Here is a 19,199-nt window from a genome sequence, read left to right as displayed (position 1 = left end):
CAATGCAAAATACATACCACCAGAAATATTAGAAAACTCGGACTTTGTTTGTGTAATTCGCGAGCTTTAATAGGGGTTTTAACACGTTTTGAGGGGTGAAAGGATTGTTTAAATTTAATGACGAAAAAGGACAATTAAAATGTTCCTTCTGTGGCAAAACACAGGATCAAGTTCGTAAATTAGTAGCTGGGCCGGGTGTATATATATGTGATGAATGCATCGAGCTTTGCACGGAAATCGTTGAAGAAGAACTTGGAACAGAAGAAGAAGTAGAGTTTAAAGATGTTCCTAAGCCAAAGGAAATCTGTGAAATTCTGGGCGATTATGTCATCGGCCAAGACCAAGCGAAAAAATCGCTGTCTGTTGCCGTATACAACCACTACAAGCGCATCAATTCCAACAGTAAAATTGATGATGTTGAGCTGGCAAAAAGTAATATCTGTATGATTGGGCCGACTGGTAGCGGTAAAACCTTATTGGCACAAACATTGGCGCGGATTTTGAATGTGCCATTTGCGATTGCAGATGCAACTTCACTGACAGAGGCTGGATACGTGGGTGAAGACGTAGAAAACATTTTATTAAAACTGATTCAATCGGCTGATTATGATGTAGAAAAAGCAGAAAAAGGAATCATTTATATCGATGAAATTGATAAAATTGCCCGTAAATCTGAAAATCCTTCCATTACACGGGATGTTTCCGGTGAAGGCGTACAACAAGCATTGTTGAAAATTCTTGAGGGTACAGTGGCAAGTGTGCCGCCTCAAGGGGGCAGAAAGCACCCGCATCAAGAATTTATCCAAATCGACACCACGAACATTTTATTTATCTGTGGCGGTGCGTTTGATGGCATTGAACCGATTATCAAGCGTCGCTTAGGCCAAAAAGTCATTGGTTTTGGTTCAGATAATAAGCAGGTGGAGGTAAATCAAAAAGAGCTGCTTTCCAAAGTATTGCCAGAGGACTTACTCCGTTTTGGGTTAATTCCGGAATTTATCGGACGTCTTCCGGTTATTGCCAGCTTAGAACAGCTAGATGAATCAGCATTAATTGAAATTTTAACCAAGCCTAAAAATGCGCTTGTGAAACAATATCAAAAAATGCTTGAAATCGACGATGTTGAGCTGCAATTTGAAGATGATGCGCTTGTTGAAATTGCCAAGAAAGCAATTGAGCGCAAAACTGGAGCCCGTGGTTTACGTTCGATTATTGAAGGAATTATGCTCGATGTGATGTTTGACCTTCCATCGCGCGAAGATATCACAAAGTGTATTATTACGAAGGAAACCGTCTTAGGTGAAAGTGTTCCAAAACTAGTTTTAGAAGATGGAACCGTTATTGCGGAAGAAAAATCTGCATAAAATATGGAAAGACCCGGCTAATGGCCGGGTCTTTTTTAATAAAGTGGATAGAACAGTTAAATATTTATAGTTTATTCCGCCTTTCTACAGGAAATACTTATTAATATATATTGAGTATTTAGTGTAGGAGGGAAAAGTATGAGTTGGACGGGGATTGCCTTATTTATACAGCTGTTTTTCGGAATTATCATAGGGCTGTATTTTTGGAATTTGCTAAGGAACCAGCGTACGCAAAAAGTATCTATTGATCGGGAATCCCGGAAGGAAATGGAACAGCTGCGAAAAATGCGATCGATATCTTTAACAGAACCACTGTCGGAAAAAGTTCGTCCTTCAAGCTTCAATGACATTGTGGGTCAAGAGGATGGAATAAAATCATTAAAAGCGGCCCTGTGTGGTCCGAACCCACAGCATGTGATTATTTATGGACCGCCTGGAGTCGGCAAAACAGCAGCAGCGCGGCTTGTATTGGAAGAGGCAAAAAAGAATGCGAAATCACCGTTTAAACCAGCTTCAGTTTTTATAGAATTAGATGCGACAACAGCACGATTTGACGAACGGGGCATTGCTGACCCGCTAATCGGTTCTGTCCATGATCCGATTTATCAAGGAGCAGGGGCGATGGGGCAGGCTGGAATTCCTCAGCCAAAGCAAGGGGCAGTAACAAATGCCCATGGAGGCGTCCTATTCATTGATGAAATCGGCGAACTGCATCCCATTCAAATGAATAAGCTGTTAAAAGTTTTGGAGGATCGGAAAGTTTACCTCGAAAGTGCTTATTACCATGAGGAAAACAATCAAATTCCCACGCATATTCATGATATTTTTAAAAATGGCTTACCAGCTGATTTCCGTTTAATCGGAGCTACCACGAGAACACCGAGTGAAATTCCTCCGGCTATTCGTTCAAGGTGTATGGAGGTTTTTTTTCGCGATTTAAATCAGGAAGAGATTGTCACAGTTGCGAAAAAAGCGGCTGATAAAGTAAACCTCAAAATTAATGAAACCGGCGTTGATACATTATCTACATATGCAAGAAATGGCCGCGAAACGGTCAATATGATTCAGATTGCTGCTGGTCTGGCCATTACAGAGGATCGTGATTACATCAAGGACGAGGATATCGAGTGGGTCATCCATGCCAGTCAGTTGACACCGAGAATGGAAAGAAGGATTCATGATATTTCACATGTTGGGCTTGTGAATGGACTTGCTGTCTATGGGCCGAATTCCGGGGCACTGCTCGAAATAGAAGTCACAGTCATCCCGGCAAAGGAAAAAGGCTCGATTAATATTACAGGAATTGTGGAAGAAGAAAGTATTGGCAGCCAAGGCAAATCGATTCGCCGGAAAAGTATGGCGCGCGGTTCGATTGAAAACGTCATCACTGTTTTACGGTCGATGGGTGTTCCGGCCAACGACTATGATATCCATGTTAACTTTCCCGGGGGAGTTCCAATCGACGGTCCATCGGCCGGGATTGCGATGGCAACAGGGATTTACTCTGCCATATATAAAATTCCGATAGATAACACCGTTGCGATGACTGGTGAGATTAGTATTCACGGCAATGTCAAGCCAATTGGCGGTGTCTATCCGAAAGTGAAAGCCGCGCGGAAGGCTGGGGCCAAAACCGTCATTATACCGGAAGAAAATAGGCAGACCATCTTAAATGAAATTGACGGAATAAACATCGTTCCTGTTACCCACCTGCATGAAGTATTTGAAATTGCCTTAGTTAATTCCTATCCGAAAAACGATGTCATACCGGCATCCATTGAATTAACGAAAAAAGAGTCAATATAATAAAGAACTTCGGTTTGGTTGAAAAACCATTCTGAAGTTTTTTTTTGAAGAGAGAAAACCATATTATTGGGGAAAATAATTATATTGCAAAAGTGAGAGGTCAACGCTTACTAAAAATAGACACATAAATACAAATAAGATAGAATTGTACAACAAAGACTATTCTGCTTTACAGTAGAAAATGCATGTGGAGGTGCAGTATTTTGGCGAAAAAGAACGAATTGATCGTCCCCCTCCTGCCGCTTCGAGGATTACTTGTCTATCCAACAATGGTCCTTCATTTAGATGTAGGCCGTGAAAGATCTGTACAGGCACTCGAAAAAGCAATGGTAGATGACCACCTAATATTCTTAACAACACAAAAAGATGTTTCCGTTGATGAACCTGGTGAAGAGGACTTATATAGACTTGGAACGTTAACGAAGGTTAAGCAAATGCTTAAATTACCTAATGGGACGATACGCGTATTGGTAGAAGGCTTAAATAGAGCGGAAATTGTCTCGATATATGATGAGGAGGATTATTATTCCGTAAGTATCGTTACCTATGACGATCCGGATACGAAGGATGTAGAAGACCAAGCGTTGATGAGAACGATGCTTGATTATTTCGAGCAATACATAAAATTATCGAAGAAAATCTCTGCTGAAACATACGCCTCTGTCGCAGATATTGAGGAACCGGGCCGGATGGCGGATATTATCGCGTCTCACTTGCCAATCAAGCTGAAGGAAAAGCAAGAGATTCTTGAATTGATTGATATCAAGCAGCGTGTGAACCATTTGATTGATACGATTCATAATGAGAAGGAAGTCCTTAATCTTGAAAAGAAGATTGGCCAGCGTGTAAAACGATCGATGGAACGGACGCAAAAGGAATATTATCTTCGTGAGCAAATGAAGGCGATTCAAAAGGAATTAGGCGATAAAGAAGGAAAAACAGGCGAAATCGCGACATTAACCGAAAAAATTAATCAGGCGGGTATGCCTGAACACGTTCTTAAAGCAGCAATGAAAGAGCTTGACCGTTACGAAAAGGTGCCGACAAGCTCAGCCGAAAGTGCTGTGATCCGCAATTATATTGATTGGTTGATTTCTATTCCATGGTCGAAAAAGACTGAGGATGATATTGATATTATCCGGGCGGAAAAGATTTTAAATCAAGACCATTACGGACTTGAAAAGGTAAAGGAGAGGGTATTGGAGTATTTAGCCGTGCAAAAGCTGACGAATTCTCTGAAAGGACCTATTCTTTGTCTAGCAGGACCTCCCGGTGTCGGAAAAACTAGTCTTGCCCGTTCGATAGCCACATCGCTAAATCGAAATTTCGTCCGTGTATCTCTTGGCGGGGTTCGCGATGAATCTGAAATTCGCGGACATCGAAGGACCTATGTTGGAGCGATGCCGGGCCGGATCATCCAAGGGATGAAAAAAGCGGGAACGATCAATCCGGTCTTTTTACTGGATGAGATTGATAAAATGTCGAGCGATTTCCGCGGGGACCCATCAAGTGCGATGCTTGAGGTATTAGATCCGGAGCAAAACCATAATTTTAGTGATCATTATATAGAAGAAACGTACGATTTATCGAAGGTCATGTTCATAGCGACCGCCAATAACCTATCTACCATCCCCGGGCCGTTGTTGGACAGAATGGAAATCATCACGATTGCAGGCTATACCGAGCTTGAAAAGGTCCACATTTGCAGAGACCATTTGCTGCCAAAGCAAATTAAAGAAAATGGACTAACAAAAGGAATCCTTCAAGTACGTGATGAGGCCATCTTGAAAGTGGTTCGTTACTATACTCGTGAGGCCGGAGTGCGAAGCCTTGAGCGTCAAATGGCAACGATTTGCCGAAAAACGGCAAAAATCATTGTTTCAGGTGAGAAAAAGCGCGTGATTATTACTGAAAAGAACGTGGAAGAATTTTTGGGGAAAACACGGTTCCATTATGGAATGGCGGAAACGGAGGATCAAGTAGGAGTTGCAACAGGTTTGGCCTATACGACTGTGGGCGGTGATACCCTGCAAATTGAGGTTTCACTCTCCCCTGGTAAAGGAAAGCTTGTTCTAACTGGAAAGCTTGGAGATGTCATGAAGGAATCCGCGCAGGCTGCCTTTAGCTATATTCGTTCCAAGGCGAAAGAACTAGGTATTGAAGAAGACTTTTATGAGAAATATGATATCCATATACACGTTCCCGAAGGAGCGGTTCCAAAAGACGGACCATCAGCCGGAATCACCATGGCAACTGCACTTGTTTCCGCATTAACCGGCAGACCTATTCGCCGTGAGGTTGGGATGACAGGCGAGATCACGTTAAGGGGCAGAGTTCTTCCGATTGGCGGCTTAAAGGAAAAAACACTTAGCGCCCATCGAGCAGGGCTTACGAAGGTCATTCTTCCAAAGGATAATGTTAAGGATATTGATGATATTCCTGAAAGTGTCCGAAATGATTTAGAATTTGTACCGGTATCACATGTGGATGAGGTTCTGAAGCATGCCTTGTTGGAGGGTGATCCCCGATGAAGGTAGTAAGTTCGGAAATTATCATTAGTGCGGTAAAACCGGAGCAGTACCCGGAAACAGAACTGCCTGAATTTGCACTCGCCGGCCGCTCAAATGTTGGGAAGTCTTCATTTATTAATAAGATGCTGAATCGTAAAGGGCTAGCAAGAATCTCATCAAAGCCTGGGAAGACGCAGACACTTAATTTTTACTTGATTAATGAAATTCTTCATTTTGTTGATGTCCCCGGTTACGGCTATGCGAAGGTTTCAAAGACAGAGCGGGCTGCGTGGGGAAAGATGATTGAAACGTATTTTACCACTCGTGAACAATTGCGGGCCGTTGTCTTAATCGTTGATTTACGGCACCCGCCGACTGCTGACGATGTCATGATGTATGATTTTTTAAAGCATTACGAAATCCCTTGCATCATCATCGCCACAAAAGCAGATAAGATACCAAAAGGGAAATGGCAAAAGCATCTTAAGGTCACACGAGAAACATTAGAGCTTGATAAAAATGACCACATTGTCATCTTTTCTTCTGAAACTGGTGAAGGAAAAGATCAAGTATGGCAAATCCTGCATAGTTATATGTAGAAAAATAACCGCCCAACGCAAAAATATGCGCCAGGCGGTTATTTTTTTCTTTTTAGTAAAAAATAAATACCAATAACAATTAACAGAGCGGGCCAAAACTTCCAAATAAAATTCATCCCGTTCTGCAGCAGCCCAAAATATTCAGCAATTTTATCATAAAAGAGCAGCAGCACTGCTAAAATAAGAAAAAGGAAGGCTTGAAACAGGCCATTATTTGTTTTTTGAAAGCGTAGAAAAAAGCCAATGGAAATAATGAGGATCAGCATGCCGATCGTATTTGTTGGCCAAAAGGCTGCAACACCAGAGAGATGAAAATGAAGTCCGAATCCGCACATGATTACACCTGGAAGAATGGCATCGTATTCACGTGCGGAATAACCCTGACCTAAAAAAGCGATTCCGACAATGATCAGTAACGTCGGCCAGGTGAAAAATGCTTGAAAAAATGTTATGCCCGTTTGCTGTAATAAAAAGTAAGCTCCAAATCCAATAAGTATAATCCCAGGGAATATTCGTTGATTTTTCATTGTAAACACCACTTCCAGTAAGGTTCACTTGAATATAAACTGATTTTTTGGTACTGTACATAGGGAAGTAATTTGTCCTATATTTCTTTTTCTACTATAAGATTGGCTGGAATTGCCAGCTAATCAGAAGATTTACTCTATCTTATCACATAGTTTCATTTTCTGTTCACATTTTTCGAGTAAAAGTCGAAATTGCTCGTGATATAATCATACTAGCTACCAACGTAATCTTACCTGGGGGTGTACTTAACTAAAATGCATATAATCGTAGTCGGTCTTAACTATAAAACTGCCCCTGTTGAAATCCGTGAGCGGTTAACATTCACTGAAACTGATCTTGTGGATGCTATCAAAAAGTTAAACGCTAAAAAAAGCATTCTGGAAAATATCATTTTGTCTACCTGTAATCGTACAGAAATTTATGCGGTCGTTGATCAGTTACATACCGGCCGATATTATATAAAAGAATTTCTATCTGAATGGTTCGGTATGGAACAAACAGAATTTTCACCGTATCTGTTCGTATATGAAGACGATGGTGCGGTTGAACATTTATTCAATGTAACCTGTGGACTGGGCTCCATGGTTTTAGGGGAAACCCAAATTCTTGGTCAGGTGCGTACAAGCTTTATCCTGGCACAGGAAAAGGAAACAACTGGTTCGGTGTTTAATCATTTGTTTAAACAAGCGATTACACTGGCCAAACGCGGTCATTCTGAAACAGATATTGGCGCTAATGCTGTTTCTGTCAGCTATGCGGCAGTTGAATTGGCGAAGAAAATTTTCGGTTCGCTTACGAATAAGCATGTATTAATTTTTGGAGCAGGAAAAATGGGCGAATTAGCAGCCCAAAATCTCCATGGCAATGGCGTTAAACAAGTTACTGTCATCAATCGTACGTACGATAAAGCGAAGGAGCTGGCAAGCCGTTTTAACGGTGAAGCAAGATCTGCATCTGAATTAGAAAAATCCCTTGTCGAGGCGGATATTCTGATTAGCTCAACAGGGGCGAAGGATTTCGTTATATCAAAAGAAACGATGGCTCGTGTCGAGAAAATGCGCAAAGGCAAACCGTTGTTTATGGTTGATATTGCGGTTCCTCGTGATTTGGATCCAAGAATTAGTGAACTCGAAAACGTCTTCTTGTATGATATTGACGACTTAGAGGGTATTGTCGAGGCAAACTTGCAGGAGCGTCAAAAAGCTGCAGCAAAAATCAGACTCATGATTGAAAAAGAAATTGTCGATTTCAATCAATGGCTTGGTATGCTTGGAGTGGTTCCGGTTATTTCTGCTCTAAGGGAAAAAGCCTTGACAATCCAAGCAGAGACAATGGTCAGCTTAGAGAGAAAGCTGCCAAACTTATCTGATCGTGACATAAAAGTGTTAAATAAACACACAAAGAGCATCATCAATCAGCTATTAAAAGATCCTATTTTACAAGCGAAAGAATTGGCGGCAAGACCGGATGCGGATCAAGCGATGGAATTCTTTATGAAAATATTTAATATTGAAGAGCTTGTTCAGGAACAACATTCGAAACCAGCCGAAACGAAAAATGTGCCGGCACGAGAAGTTCAGGCTTCTTTTCAGTCATAAGGGGCCCCGGTTATGTTGGACTCACTTTTGACAAGGCTTCATGAATTGACAGTTGTTCTATATGCCTTCAGTGTGTTGTTATATTTTTTCGACTTCATTCACCATAACCGGAAGGCAAACCGTATTGCCTTCTGGTTACTTGCATTTGTATGGGTTTTACAAACGGTTTTCCTTTTTTTCTATATGACAAAAACAGGCAGGTTCCCTGTACTAACCATCTTTGAGGGACTCTATTTTTATGCCTGGGTATTAGTAACATTGTCAATTGTTATAAATCACTTACTACGGGTCGATTTTATCGTCTTTTTCACAAACATTCTTGGCTTTACCGTGATGGCGATTCATACATTTGCTCCGATGCAATACCATTCGCATATCATGGCTAAGCAGCTTGTGTCAGAACTGCTTTTAATCCATATTACAATGGCGATTCTTTCCTATGGAGCATTTTCCCTGTCCTTTGTTTTCTCGTCCTTATACCTGCTTCAATACGATTTATTGAAACGGAAAAAATGGGGGACCCGCCTGATCCGGCTGGCTGATTTGGAAAAGCTCGAAAAATCATCCTACATATTAGCTGTTATTGGTGTTCCAATGCTGCTTTTAAGCTTGATCCTAGGCTTACAGTGGGCATTTTTAAAGGTTCCGGGGATGCCATGGTATGATATGAAAATTATCGGATCATTCCTGTTGCTTACAGCCTATAGTGTCTATTTATACCTAAGGATAGGGAAAAATCTTTCCGGCCGCAAATTAGCCATTTGGAATACGGGATCATTTCTAATTGTTTTAATTAATTTTTTCTTATTTGGTCAATTATCATCTTTTCATATATGGTACGAGTAAAACTAGGAGGCAGTTATGAGAAAAATTATTGTTGGTTCTAGACGAAGTAAATTGGCATTGACCCAAACAAATTGGGTGATGGAGCAGCTTAAAAAAATTGACCCATCATTCGAATTTGAGATAAAAGAAATCGTCACAAAGGGAGATAAAATCCTTGACGTAACTCTTTCAAAGGTTGGCGGTAAGGGACTTTTTGTTAAGGAAATCGAGCAGGCAATGCTTGATAAAGAGATTGATATGGCGGTTCATAGTATGAAAGACATGCCTGCGGTACTGCCTGAAGGGTTGACAATTGGCTGTATTCCGTTCCGCGAGGATCACCGTGATGCCCTCATTTCAAAAGGCCATATCAAATTAAAAGATTTAAAGCCCGGCGCCATTATCGGTACGAGCAGCCTTCGCCGCAGTGCACAGCTGTTGGTGGAGCGTCCGGATTTAGAAATTAAGTGGATTCGCGGGAACGTAGATACAAGATTAGCAAAATTAGAAACAGAAGAATACGATGCGATTATTTTAGCAGCTGCAGGTCTTTCCCGACTTGGCTGGACGAGCGATGTCGTTACTGAATTCCTTGATGCAGATATTTGTATCCCGGCAGTCGGCCAAGGAGCATTATCAATCGAATGCCGCGAAGACGACAAAGAGCTGCTAGAGCTGTTTGAAAAATTCACGTGCAAAAAGACTGAAAGAGCAGTTCGCGCTGAACGTGCATTCCTTCAAAAAATGGAGGGCGGCTGTCAAGTGCCAATCGCCGGTTTTGCCCGGATTGATGATGAAACGAATGATGTAATGCTAAATGTATTGGTTGCTTCACCTGAGGGCCACGATGTCTTCAAGGAAGAACTTCGCGGACAAAATCCTGAAGAGCTTGGAATCCAGGCGGCGGAATTATTAACTGAAAAGGGAGCCAAGGACCTGATTGACAGGGTAAAACGGGAGCTCGAGGGTCAATGATCAAATCTCTGCCTTTGCTTGATAAAAAGGTTTTGGTTCCAAGAGGAAAAGATCAAGCGAAATCCTTCTCGGATTTGGTTGAAAGGTACGGAGGGATTCCAGTTGAAATCCCTCTCATCGCCTTTCGTCCCATCGAGAAAAACACGCGCCTTCACGATTGTTTGAAGACCCTTGATACATATGATTGGATTATTTTCACAAGCAATGTTACGGTCGAAACCTTTTTTTCATTTTTTGAAGAAGGGGCCAGTTCGAGGTTTCCGAAGATTGCTGTGATTGGCAAAAAGACGGCCGAGGTGTTAAAGGAAAAAGGGCATCAGGCGGAGTTTGTTCCGTCAGCCTATGTGGCGGAAACGTTTGTTGAAGAGTTTTTGCCGTTTGTAGAATGCGGAACAAGGGTACTACTACCGAAGGGGAATCTTGCTCGTGAATATATTGCCAGCTCTTTAACAGAGGCTGGAGCTGCAGTCGATGAGGTGGTCATTTATGAGACCTATATGCCGGAGGAAAGCCGTGTAAAGCTTGCGCAGATGCTCACAAATGACCAGCTTGATATCCTTACGTTTACAAGCCCTTCGACTGTCGACCATTTGATGGAAGTCGTTCAAGATCATAGCTTAGAGGAGCAGCTGAGGAATTGTGTAATTGGCTGTATTGGTCCAATAACCGAGAAAAAGCTGCAAGACTACGGGCTGCCGATTCATGCTTCGCCTGAGGAGTATACTGTTAAGGAAATGATGAAGAGCTTGATTACTTACTTAGAAAAAATTGGCGAATAATTGTAATTGCTGATAGAAATAGGTTATCCGCTGATTGACATGGTGTATCGCTGATTGAAAGGGATTATCCGCTGATTGACATGGAATAATCGCTGATTGAAAAACGTTATCCGCCAATTAGCAACAAGCTTCCAGTAAAATTAACAATGCATTTTTTTAGATTATCATTAGGGGGTACATAGGATGGAATTACAATTTTCACGTCATCGCCGTTTACGTTCAAGTGCCAATATGCGCGCACTTGTAAGAGAAAATCACTTAAGACCTGAGGACTTTATTTATCCGTTGTTTATTTATGAAGGGGAAAATATCCGTAATGAAGTATCCTCCATGCCTGGAGTTTTCCAAGTATCGATGGACAATCTTAAGGCAGAAATGGATGATATTGTTGCACACGGGATTAAATCTGTCTTGCTATTCGGGATTCCAAAAACGAAGGATGCCTGCGGCGAGCAAGCATATCACGACCATGGGATTGTCCAAGTAGCAACTCGTTATATTAAAGAACACTACCCGGATATGATTATTGTTGCTGACACATGCCTGTGCGAATATACAGATCATGGGCATTGCGGCGTTGTCGAAGGGGAGAAAATCCTGAACGATGAGTCACTGGAATTGCTTGTAAAAACGGCTGTGGCACAAGCGAAAGCGGGTGCAGACATTATTGCTCCATCCAACATGATGGACGGATTTGTAGCAGCTATTCGTGCCGGTTTGGATGAAGCCGGTTTTACAGAAATCCCAATCATGTCATACGCTGTTAAATATGCATCTGCTTTTTACGGACCATTCCGCGAGGCTGCTGAAGGAGCGCCGCAATTTGGCGATCGGAAAACCTATCAAATGGATCCCGCAAACCGCATGGAAGCATTCAGAGAAGCAGAATCAGATGTTCAAGAGGGCGCTGACTTTTTAATCGTGAAGCCTGGCTTGCCATATCTGGATATTGTCCGTGATATAAAAAATAACTTTAATTTACCTGTAGTTATTTACAACGTAAGCGGTGAATATGCGATGATTAAAGCTGCAGCTCAGAACGGCTGGGTTGATGAGAAAAATACGGTCCTTGAAATGCTAGTGGGTATGAAGCGTGCTGGTGCGGATTTAATTATTACATACCATGCCAAAGATGCTGCTCGCTGGTTAAAGGAAAACCAATAATTATTAGTGAAAAGAGGGAACAGAATGCGTTCGTATACAAAATCGATTGAAGCATTTAAAGAAGCCCAAAACCTTATGCCCGGCGGTGTAAACAGCCCGGTGCGCGCCTTTAAATCCGTAAATATGAGTCCTATTTTTATGGAAAGAGGCAAAGGGTCAAAAATTTACGATATCGATGGCAATGAATATATTGATTACGTCCTTTCTTGGGGTCCGCTCATCCTTGGACACTCCAATGACCAAGTTGTTGAAGCGTTGAAAAAAACAGCTGAACATGGTACAAGCTTTGGTGCCCCAACATTATTGGAAAACAAATTAGCTCAGCTTGTGATTGAGCGTGTCCCATCAATTGAAGTGGTGCGGATGGTTAACTCGGGCACGGAAGCTACGATGAGCGCACTGCGGTTAGCACGCGGCTATACAGGTCGGAACAAGATTTTGAAGTTCGAAGGCTGCTACCATGGACATGGGGATTCGTTATTGATCAAAGCGGGTTCAGGTGTGGCGACACTTGGCTTACCTGACAGTCCTGGTGTACCGGAAGGAATCGCATCCAATACCATCACCGTCCCTTACAATGATCTTGAAAGTGTCAAATATGCGTTTGAACAATTTGGCGAAGATATTGCCTGTATCATTGTTGAACCTGTTGCAGGTAATATGGGGCTTGTTCCGCCGCTTCCAGGGTTCCTGGAAGGACTTCGTGAAATCACTACTGCAAACGGCTCCTTGCTCATTTTTGATGAAGTCATGACCGGGTTCCGTGTTGGTTATAATTGTGCACAAGGCTATTTCAATATTACACCTGATATTACCTGTTTAGGTAAAGTAATCGGCGGAGGGCTTCCTGTTGGCGCTTACGGCGGGAAGGCAGAAATCATGCAGCAAATCGCTCCAAGCGGCCCAATTTATCAAGCGGGCACGCTGTCAGGTAACCCGCTTGCCATGACAGCCGGGCTTGAGACTCTAAGCCAGTTAACGCCAGAGCACTACCAGGAATTTATCCGTAAAGGCGACATGCTTCAAAAAGGGTTTGAGGCAGCTGCTAAAAAATATGATATTCCTATTACATTTAACCGCGCTGGTTCGATGATCGGTTTCTTCTTTACCAATGAAGCGGTCATTAACTATGAAAAAGCAAAGTCTTCTAATTTGGACTTCTTTGCAGCCTATTACCGTGAAATGGCGAATCAAGGGGTATTCCTCCCGCCTTCCCAATTTGAAGGATTATTCTTATCCACCGAGCATTCAGATGAGGATATTCAAAAGACCATTCAAGCAGCAGAAGTTGCTTTTTCAAAACTTAAATAAAGATTTCTTAACACCCACTTTGATTAAGTGGGTGTTTTTTATCATATTTAAAAACCTTGCTTCATAAAGTGTAAGTGACATAGTGATTTTGCGTGGAGGATACGAAAGGAGGAGTCGCTTTGTCCCAGGAGAATCAATCGTGCCTGCGATTTTCTTTGGAGGAGTCGCTGTGGTTTAGAAAAGGACAGGAAGTCGAAGAGCTTATCTCGATTTCACTAGACCCGGACATCACCATCCAAGAAAACGATCAGTACGTAACCATACGTGGTTCGTTGGAACTCACCGGCGAATATAAAAGTTACGAAGCTAATGTTGGAAGCGAAGAGGAAGGGCTTGCCTCTCAGAAATTTGTTGAGAGGGTGGCGGAACGCGAGGAAGATGGAAGCTGTGAATTTTCACATCGATTCCCCGTTGATATTACGATTCCGAATAATCGGATTCAAAGCATTTATGATATCGACGTCCTCGTAGAATCATTCGATTATTCTCTGCCAGAACGCAGCTGTTTGAAGCTGTCGGCCGAGCTGACAATCAGCGGGTTATACGGAAATGAAGTGGAGCAGCAGCAAGAGGAAGAAGAACAAGAATATGAGGTGCTGCATCGTGCCGAACCAGCAACGTACGAGGAGGAAGTAGAGGTCGAACAGCCTGCTGTTCAAAGCGGCTATAAAGATAACTTCCTATTTGAGGCCGAAGCAAAGAAACAGCACGAGGAAGAACCTGTTGAGGTATTGCCGAAATTCCCGACCTTTAATTACCAGCCGCAAGTTGAGTTGGATGAAGAGGAAGACTACGAACCGGTATGGAACTACCAGGAAACTAGAAGTGAAGGGCATAAACATGTCGAGTTTGAAGAAGAAGTAGTGGTTGTGGAGGAAGTACAAAATACACATTTTGAAGAAGATGTAACAATAGAGGAAAGTTCATCTTCATCTTCATCTGATGATATAGTCAAAAAGGTAAAGAAAAAGCTGACCGGGAAAAAGAAGTCGATGACATTGACAGAGTTTTTTGCGCGAAAGGATGAAAGTACCGGCCAAACTAAATTAAAGGTTTGCATCGTGCAAAAGGGTGATACAGTTGATAGTCTGGCAGACCGGTATGATGTATCGGTCCAAAATCTTCTCCGTGTCAACAATCTGGAACTGAATCAAGATGTTTTCGAGGGGCAGGTATTATATATTCCCGGTGCACTTGCGAAAAAATAATCAAGAACCAAAAGGATGAGCGGGTTTTTTTAACCTGCTCAGCTTCTTTTAAAAGAACACCCCTCTGCTTGGAAAGCGAGTTGAAATCACATGAGTGACTCGAATCGACTAGAATCCATTACACCTATTTTACAAAATTATCTTGTCGAGCCCTATTTTATTGAGGATTACGGCATTGTTCAAAAGATTTATTCAAACAAAGGAACCTTTGCTTTGAAAAAAATCCCGCCCACTATTGGGACGGATTTCATCCGCCATGTTCACCTGCTTTATCAAAAAGGCTTTAACCGCATCGTGCCGATTTATCCGACCATGGATGGCAGGTATGCCGTCTTACATGAGAATAACCTATACTATCTCATGCCATGGATGCCTAACGACCAAAAGGAAGACCGGGAGCAAAAAAGCCATCAGCTTTTTCGGGAGTTAGCAAGGCTCCATACGCTGTCTGCCAAAGAAATCACAGTCAGCAAAGAAGAACGAACGGACCATTACGAAAAGACGATTCAACAGCTCGAAAAACATCAGGAATTCCTTGATGGCTTTATCGATCAATGTGAAAAAAAGACCTATATGTCACCATTCCAATTATTATATTGCTTGTACTATAACGAAATAAGCCAGGCGCTGCGATTTTCAAAAACAAAATTTGAAGAATGGTACGAGAACACAAAAGAAAATGACAAGGCCCGCATGGTGATTACTCACGGGAAATTGTCATCAGAGCATTTTCTTTACGATGACCGGGGGTATGGTTTTTTCATTAATTTTGAAAACGCCCGTTACGGTTCTCCGATCCATGATCTTCTGCCGTACCTATCACGAGCCTTAAATACCAATCCCAAACGGAATGATTCGACGCTTGACTGGGTTTATCATTATTTTAAGTATTTTCCGTTTAAAGAGGATGAAAAATTATTATTTTACAGCTATTTAGCCTTGCCAATCCCGATTATGCAAGTCGCTGAAAGCTATTACCGTAAGCAGCCGCCGAGGGATGAAATGAAATTTGTCCGCCAGCTGCAGCATCGGTATTGGCATTTGAAAAACTCCGAATATGTCGTGATGCGAATGTCAGAAATCGAAAATCAGCAAAAGCAGGCAAAAGAAGGAGCCCAGCCGCAGTAGATGTCTGCAACTTGGGCTCCTTAAATAATGTCAAAGTAAATAGAAATAGCGATAAAGATAAAGCATGTTAACAATAAAACATCAAAGACAGTCGGCAGAAAAATCGTTCGAATGAACTGAAAAATAACAAATGGAACAATTAATTGTCCGCAAAATCTGCGAAACGTTCGAAACCAGGGACGGTGTTTGTATTTATGAAAATTATTTCTCCCCACTGAAACCCCCCCTAATGAAATAACTATTTATCTATATATATTAATAAATACCCAGTTTGTTTCCGGAAATCAGACATATCGTATAAAATATAAAAATTTTGGCCATCCTGATTGACGTCTATCCCCTTTTTTGGGTAGTATAACAATATAATAAATAATCATAAGCAAAGACAGGGAAGAGTACGATGCGCTCCTGCTTCAAGAGAGGGAAATCACTAGCTGAAAGATTTCCTAAGAGGAACATCCGAAGGTCGCCCAAGAGCTTCTTCTGCGAAAAGGCTTATATGCCCCATTAGTGGAGGACGGATCAAATCCGTTATCTAAGTTAAGCGCCAATCATTTTTTTGATTGGAAAAAAGGTGGTACCGCGAAGCAAACTCCATTCGTCCTTTTATGACGAATGGGGTTTTTTGTATTTTGAAGGAGGAATTTGGAAATGGAAACAAAGGAATTAACGATGCCGACTAAATACGATCCGCAATCGATTGAGAAAGGGCGTTATGACTGGTGGTTACAAGGCAAGTTTTTCGAGGCGAAAGATGACGAAGGGAAGCAGCCCTATACAATCGTTATCCCGCCGCCAAATGTTACCGGGAAACTACATCTAGGTCATGCCTGGGATACAACCTTACAAGATATTCTTACTCGAATGAAACGGATGCAAGGCTATGATGTTCTTTGGTTACCGGGAATGGACCATGCTGGAATTGCTACACAGGCGAAGGTGGAAGAAAAACTTCGCAGCGAAGGAAAAAGCCGCTATGATTTAGGCCGGGAAAAATTCGTTGAGGAAACTTGGAAATGGAAGGAAGAATATGCCGGCCATATCCGCCAACAGTGGGCAAAGCTAGGCCTGGGACTCGACTACAGCCGTGAGCGCTTTACCCTCGATGAAGGTTTATCAGACGCAGTTAAGGAGGTATTTGTTACTCTTTATAAAAAAGGCCTTATTTACCGCGGTGAATATATTATTAACTGGGATCCATCCACAAAAACAGCCTTGTCCGACATTGAAGTAATCTACAAGGATGTTCAAGGTGCGTTTTATCATATGAGGTATCCGTTAGCAGACGGTTCCGGCTACATTGAAATTGCTACGACTCGTCCGGAAACCATGCTTGGGGATACAGCTATTGCGGTTCATCCGGAAGACGACCGTTACAAGCACCTAATTGGGAAAACCGTTATTCTGCCAATCGTCGGCCGTGAGATTCCAATCGTCGGTGATGATTATGTGGATATGGAATTTGGTTCTGGGGTAGTTAAAATTACACCGGCACATGACCCGAACGACTTTGAAGTAGGCAACCGACACAATCTAGAGCGTGTTCTCGTTATGAATGAAGACGGCTCGATGAATGAAAAGGCAGGAAAATACAATGGTTTAGACCGTTTTGAATGCCGCAAGCAAATCGTCAAAGACCTTAAAGAATTAGGTGTTCTCATCAAGATTGAAGATCATCTTCATTCCGTCGGGCACTCTGAACGCAGTGGTGCTGTTGTGGAACCATACCTTTCCACTCAATGGTTTGTAAAAATGCAGCCGCTTGCGGATGAAGCGATTGCTCTTCAAAACAAAGAAAATAAAGTAAACTTTGTTCCCGATCGTTTCGAAAAAACATACTTGCGCTGGATGGAGAATATCCGCGATTGGTGTATTTCCCGGCAGCTTTGGTGGGGACACCGCATTCCTGCTTGGTACCATAAGGAAACAGGTGAAGTATATGTTGGGCTTGAGGCACCTGCAGATGAAGAGAACTGGAACCAGGATAATGACGTATTGGATACTTGGTTCAGCTCAGCGCTATGGCCGTTCTCAACAATGGGCTGGCCAAACAAAGAAGCAGCTGATTTTAAACGCTACTTCCCAACCGATGCGCTTGTAACCGGCTATGACATTATCTTCTTCTGGGTATCGCGAATGATTTTCCAAAGCATCGAGTTTACCGGCGACCGTCCGTTTAAAGATGTTCTGATTCATGGTCTTGTTCGTGATGAACAAGGACGTAAGATGAGTAAATCACTTGGCAACGGTGTGGATCCAATGGATGTAATTGAGAAATACGGTGCCGATGCATTAAGATATTTCCTATCTACAGGAAGTTCGCCAGGTCAGGATTTACGTTTTAGTTTTGAAAAGGTTGAGTCCACTTGGAACTTCGCCAATAAAATTTGGAATGCCTCCCGCTTTGCCTTAATGAATATGGATGGTTTAACATATGAAGAAATTGATTTTAGCGGCGACAAATCAGTTGCCGACAAGTGGATCTTAACCCGCTTAAATGAAACCATTGAACATGTAACAAGACTGTCTGAGCGTTATGAATTCGGTGAAGTAGGCCGTGCGCTATACAACTTTATCTGGGATGACTTCTGTGACTGGTATATTGAAATGGCGAAGCTGCCATTATATGGGGAAGACGAAGAAGCGAAGAAAACGACCCGTTCGATTCTTGCCTATGTGTTAGACAACACGATGCGTTTATTGCATCCATTTATGCCGTTCATTACCGAGGAAATTTGGCAGAACCTTCCGCATGCTGGAGAATCGATTACAACTGCAGCATGGCCAGTGGTGAAACCAGAGCTTTCCGATGAGCAAGCAGCCCATGAAATGAAGCTGCTTATGGAAATGATACGTTCTGTCCGGAATATTCGGGCTGAAGTGAACACGCCAATGAGCAAGAAAATCAAAATGCTCGTGAAGGCAAAGGATGAAACGGTTCTAAAAGCCATCGAGAATAACCGCAGCTATATTGAACGCTTCTGTAATCCGGAAGAATTGCAAATGGGTGTTGACATCGAGGCACCAGAAAAAGCAATGACTGCCGTAGTAACAGGCTTAGAAATCATCCTGCCGCTTGAAGGCTTGATCAATATCGATGAAGAAATTGCCCGCCTTGAAAAAGAATATGATAAATTAAATAAAGAAGTTGAAAGAGTTCAAAAGAAATTAAGCAATGAAGGCTTTATGAAAAAGGCACCTGAAAGTGTCGTTGCCGAAGAACGTGCTAAAGAAAAGGATTATCTTGAAAAAAGAGGGATCGTGGAGGCACGGATTAAAGAATTAAAAGGATAATGAGTAAGGTGAGGCGAATTCAACATAGAATTCGTCTCATCTTTATGAAAAACATTCAAAATGGCGTTCGAACGAACTATTTTTGTGTGTAAATGAGATTTATCAGCGAA

General features: G+C 42.2%; 15 protein-coding genes and 1 other annotated feature. Of the genes, 13 read left to right on the top strand and 2 right to left on the bottom strand.

Going from position 1 to position 19,199, the window contains the following annotated elements:
- Positions 1–104: 104 nt before the first annotated feature.
- The 4 genes from clpX (at position 105) to yihA (ending at position 6,279) form a co-directional block, all read left to right on the top strand.
- Positions 105–1,364, top strand: coding sequence for an ATP-dependent protease ATP-binding subunit ClpX (gene clpX / locus FAY30_RS17975; protein ID WP_149871168.1), 1,260 nt, complete (start codon positions 105–107; stop codon positions 1,362–1,364).
- Between the two features lie 138 nt (positions 1,365–1,502).
- The gene (gene lonB, locus FAY30_RS17970; RefSeq protein WP_149871167.1) at positions 1,503–3,170 is read left to right on the top strand and encodes an ATP-dependent protease LonB; all 1,668 of its coding nucleotides are present in this window, start codon (positions 1,503–1,505) and stop codon (positions 3,168–3,170) included.
- Positions 3,171–3,373: 203 nt separating this feature from the next.
- Complete coding sequence (gene lon, locus FAY30_RS17965; protein ID WP_149871166.1) at positions 3,374–5,701, top strand: endopeptidase La; 2,328 nt, start codon at positions 3,374–3,376, stop codon at positions 5,699–5,701.
- Positions 5,698–6,279 carry a ribosome biogenesis GTP-binding protein YihA/YsxC gene (yihA, locus tag FAY30_RS17960; RefSeq protein WP_149871165.1) on the top strand — a complete coding sequence of 194 codons (582 nt, stop codon included), beginning with the start codon at positions 5,698–5,700 and terminating at the stop codon, positions 6,277–6,279. Before lon ends, yihA begins: the two co-directional genes overlap by 4 nt.
- Positions 6,280–6,317: 38 nt before the next feature.
- Here yihA and FAY30_RS17955 read toward each other — a convergent pair whose 3' ends face one another.
- Entirely contained in the window at positions 6,318–6,806 is a 489-nt protein-coding gene (locus FAY30_RS17955; protein WP_149871164.1) for a LiaI-LiaF-like domain-containing protein, read from the bottom strand.
- 255 nt (positions 6,807–7,061) lie between these two features.
- Here FAY30_RS17955 and hemA point away from each other — a divergent pair, with 255 nt between their 5' ends.
- The 8 genes from hemA to ysxE all read left to right on the top strand — a co-directional run bounded on the left by hemA (position 7,062) and on the right by ysxE (position 15,795).
- Entirely contained in the window at positions 7,062–8,405 is a 1,344-nt protein-coding gene (gene hemA / locus FAY30_RS17950; protein ID WP_149871163.1) for a glutamyl-tRNA reductase, read from the top strand.
- Positions 8,406–8,417: 12 nt separating this feature from the next.
- On the top strand, positions 8,418–9,251 hold the full coding sequence (locus FAY30_RS17945) for a cytochrome C assembly family protein (protein WP_149871162.1): 834 nt from the start codon (positions 8,418–8,420) through the stop codon (positions 9,249–9,251).
- Between the two features lie 15 nt (positions 9,252–9,266).
- Positions 9,267–10,205 carry a hydroxymethylbilane synthase gene (gene hemC / locus FAY30_RS17940; protein ID WP_149871161.1) on the top strand — a complete coding sequence of 313 codons (939 nt, stop codon included), beginning with the start codon at positions 9,267–9,269 and terminating at the stop codon, positions 10,203–10,205.
- The gene (locus FAY30_RS17935) at positions 10,202–10,984 is read left to right on the top strand and encodes a uroporphyrinogen-III synthase (protein WP_149871160.1); all 783 of its coding nucleotides are present in this window, start codon (positions 10,202–10,204) and stop codon (positions 10,982–10,984) included. Before hemC ends, FAY30_RS17935 begins: the two co-directional genes overlap by 4 nt.
- Positions 10,985–11,167: 183 nt before the next feature.
- Positions 11,168–12,148, top strand: a complete 981-nt coding sequence (gene hemB, locus FAY30_RS17930) for a porphobilinogen synthase (RefSeq protein WP_149871159.1) — start codon at positions 11,168–11,170, stop codon at positions 12,146–12,148.
- A gap of 24 nt (positions 12,149–12,172) precedes the next feature.
- Positions 12,173–13,459: a glutamate-1-semialdehyde 2,1-aminomutase gene (hemL, locus tag FAY30_RS17925; protein WP_149871158.1), complete on the top strand. Its 1,287-nt coding sequence runs from the start codon at positions 12,173–12,175 to the stop codon at positions 13,457–13,459.
- A 119-nt stretch (positions 13,460–13,578) separates the two neighbouring features.
- On the top strand, positions 13,579–14,667 hold the full coding sequence (spoVID, locus tag FAY30_RS17920) for a stage VI sporulation protein D (RefSeq protein ID WP_149871157.1): 1,089 nt from the start codon (positions 13,579–13,581) through the stop codon (positions 14,665–14,667).
- Positions 14,668–14,757: 90 nt separating this feature from the next.
- Positions 14,758–15,795, top strand: coding sequence for a spore coat protein YsxE (gene ysxE, locus FAY30_RS17915; RefSeq protein WP_149871156.1), 1,038 nt, complete (start codon positions 14,758–14,760; stop codon positions 15,793–15,795).
- Between the two features lie 20 nt (positions 15,796–15,815).
- On the opposite strand, the gene FAY30_RS17910 is transcribed toward ysxE, so the two are convergent.
- Complete coding sequence (locus FAY30_RS17910; RefSeq protein WP_149871155.1) at positions 15,816–16,010, bottom strand: hypothetical protein; 195 nt, start codon at positions 16,008–16,010, stop codon at positions 15,816–15,818.
- Between the two features lie 158 nt (positions 16,011–16,168).
- Positions 16,169–16,404: a binding site (T-box leader), on the top strand.
- A gap of 42 nt (positions 16,405–16,446) precedes the next feature.
- Here FAY30_RS17910 and FAY30_RS17905 point away from each other — a divergent pair.
- Positions 16,447–19,089, top strand: a complete 2,643-nt coding sequence (locus FAY30_RS17905; protein WP_149871154.1) for a valine--tRNA ligase — start codon at positions 16,447–16,449, stop codon at positions 19,087–19,089.
- Positions 19,090–19,199 lie beyond the last annotated feature (110 nt).

Source organism: Bacillus sp. S3 (genome assembly GCF_005154805.1).
In the GTDB taxonomy this organism is placed as follows: Bacteria; Bacillota; Bacilli; order Bacillales; family Cytobacillaceae; genus Neobacillus.
The sequence above is the reverse complement of the archived record's forward strand: the minus strand, read 5'-3'. Positions and strand labels throughout refer to the sequence as shown.

Excerpts from the sequence above, each read along its gene's own strand:
- FAY30_RS17935 (WP_149871160.1), top strand. The coding sequence starts at position 10,202 with ATGATCAAATCTCTGCCTTTGCTTGATAAAAAGGTTTTGGTTCCAAGA.
- hemA (WP_149871163.1), top strand. The coding sequence starts at position 7,062 with ATGCATATAATCGTAGTCGGTCTTAACTATAAAACTGCCCCTGTTGAA.
- hemB (WP_149871159.1), top strand. The coding sequence starts at position 11,168 with ATGGAATTACAATTTTCACGTCATCGCCGTTTACGTTCAAGTGCCAAT.
- FAY30_RS17945 (WP_149871162.1), top strand. The coding sequence starts at position 8,418 with ATGTTGGACTCACTTTTGACAAGGCTTCATGAATTGACAGTTGTTCTA.
- yihA (WP_149871165.1), top strand. The coding sequence starts at position 5,698 with ATGAAGGTAGTAAGTTCGGAAATTATCATTAGTGCGGTAAAACCGGAG.
- FAY30_RS17955 (WP_149871164.1), bottom strand. The coding sequence starts at position 6,806 with ATGAAAAATCAACGAATATTCCCTGGGATTATACTTATTGGATTTGGA.
- ysxE (WP_149871156.1), top strand. The coding sequence starts at position 14,758 with ATGAGTGACTCGAATCGACTAGAATCCATTACACCTATTTTACAAAAT.
- hemL (WP_149871158.1), top strand. The coding sequence starts at position 12,173 with ATGCGTTCGTATACAAAATCGATTGAAGCATTTAAAGAAGCCCAAAAC.
- lonB (WP_149871167.1), top strand. The coding sequence starts at position 1,503 with ATGAGTTGGACGGGGATTGCCTTATTTATACAGCTGTTTTTCGGAATT.
- hemC (WP_149871161.1), top strand. The coding sequence starts at position 9,267 with ATGAGAAAAATTATTGTTGGTTCTAGACGAAGTAAATTGGCATTGACC.
- FAY30_RS17905 (WP_149871154.1), top strand. The coding sequence starts at position 16,447 with ATGGAAACAAAGGAATTAACGATGCCGACTAAATACGATCCGCAATCG.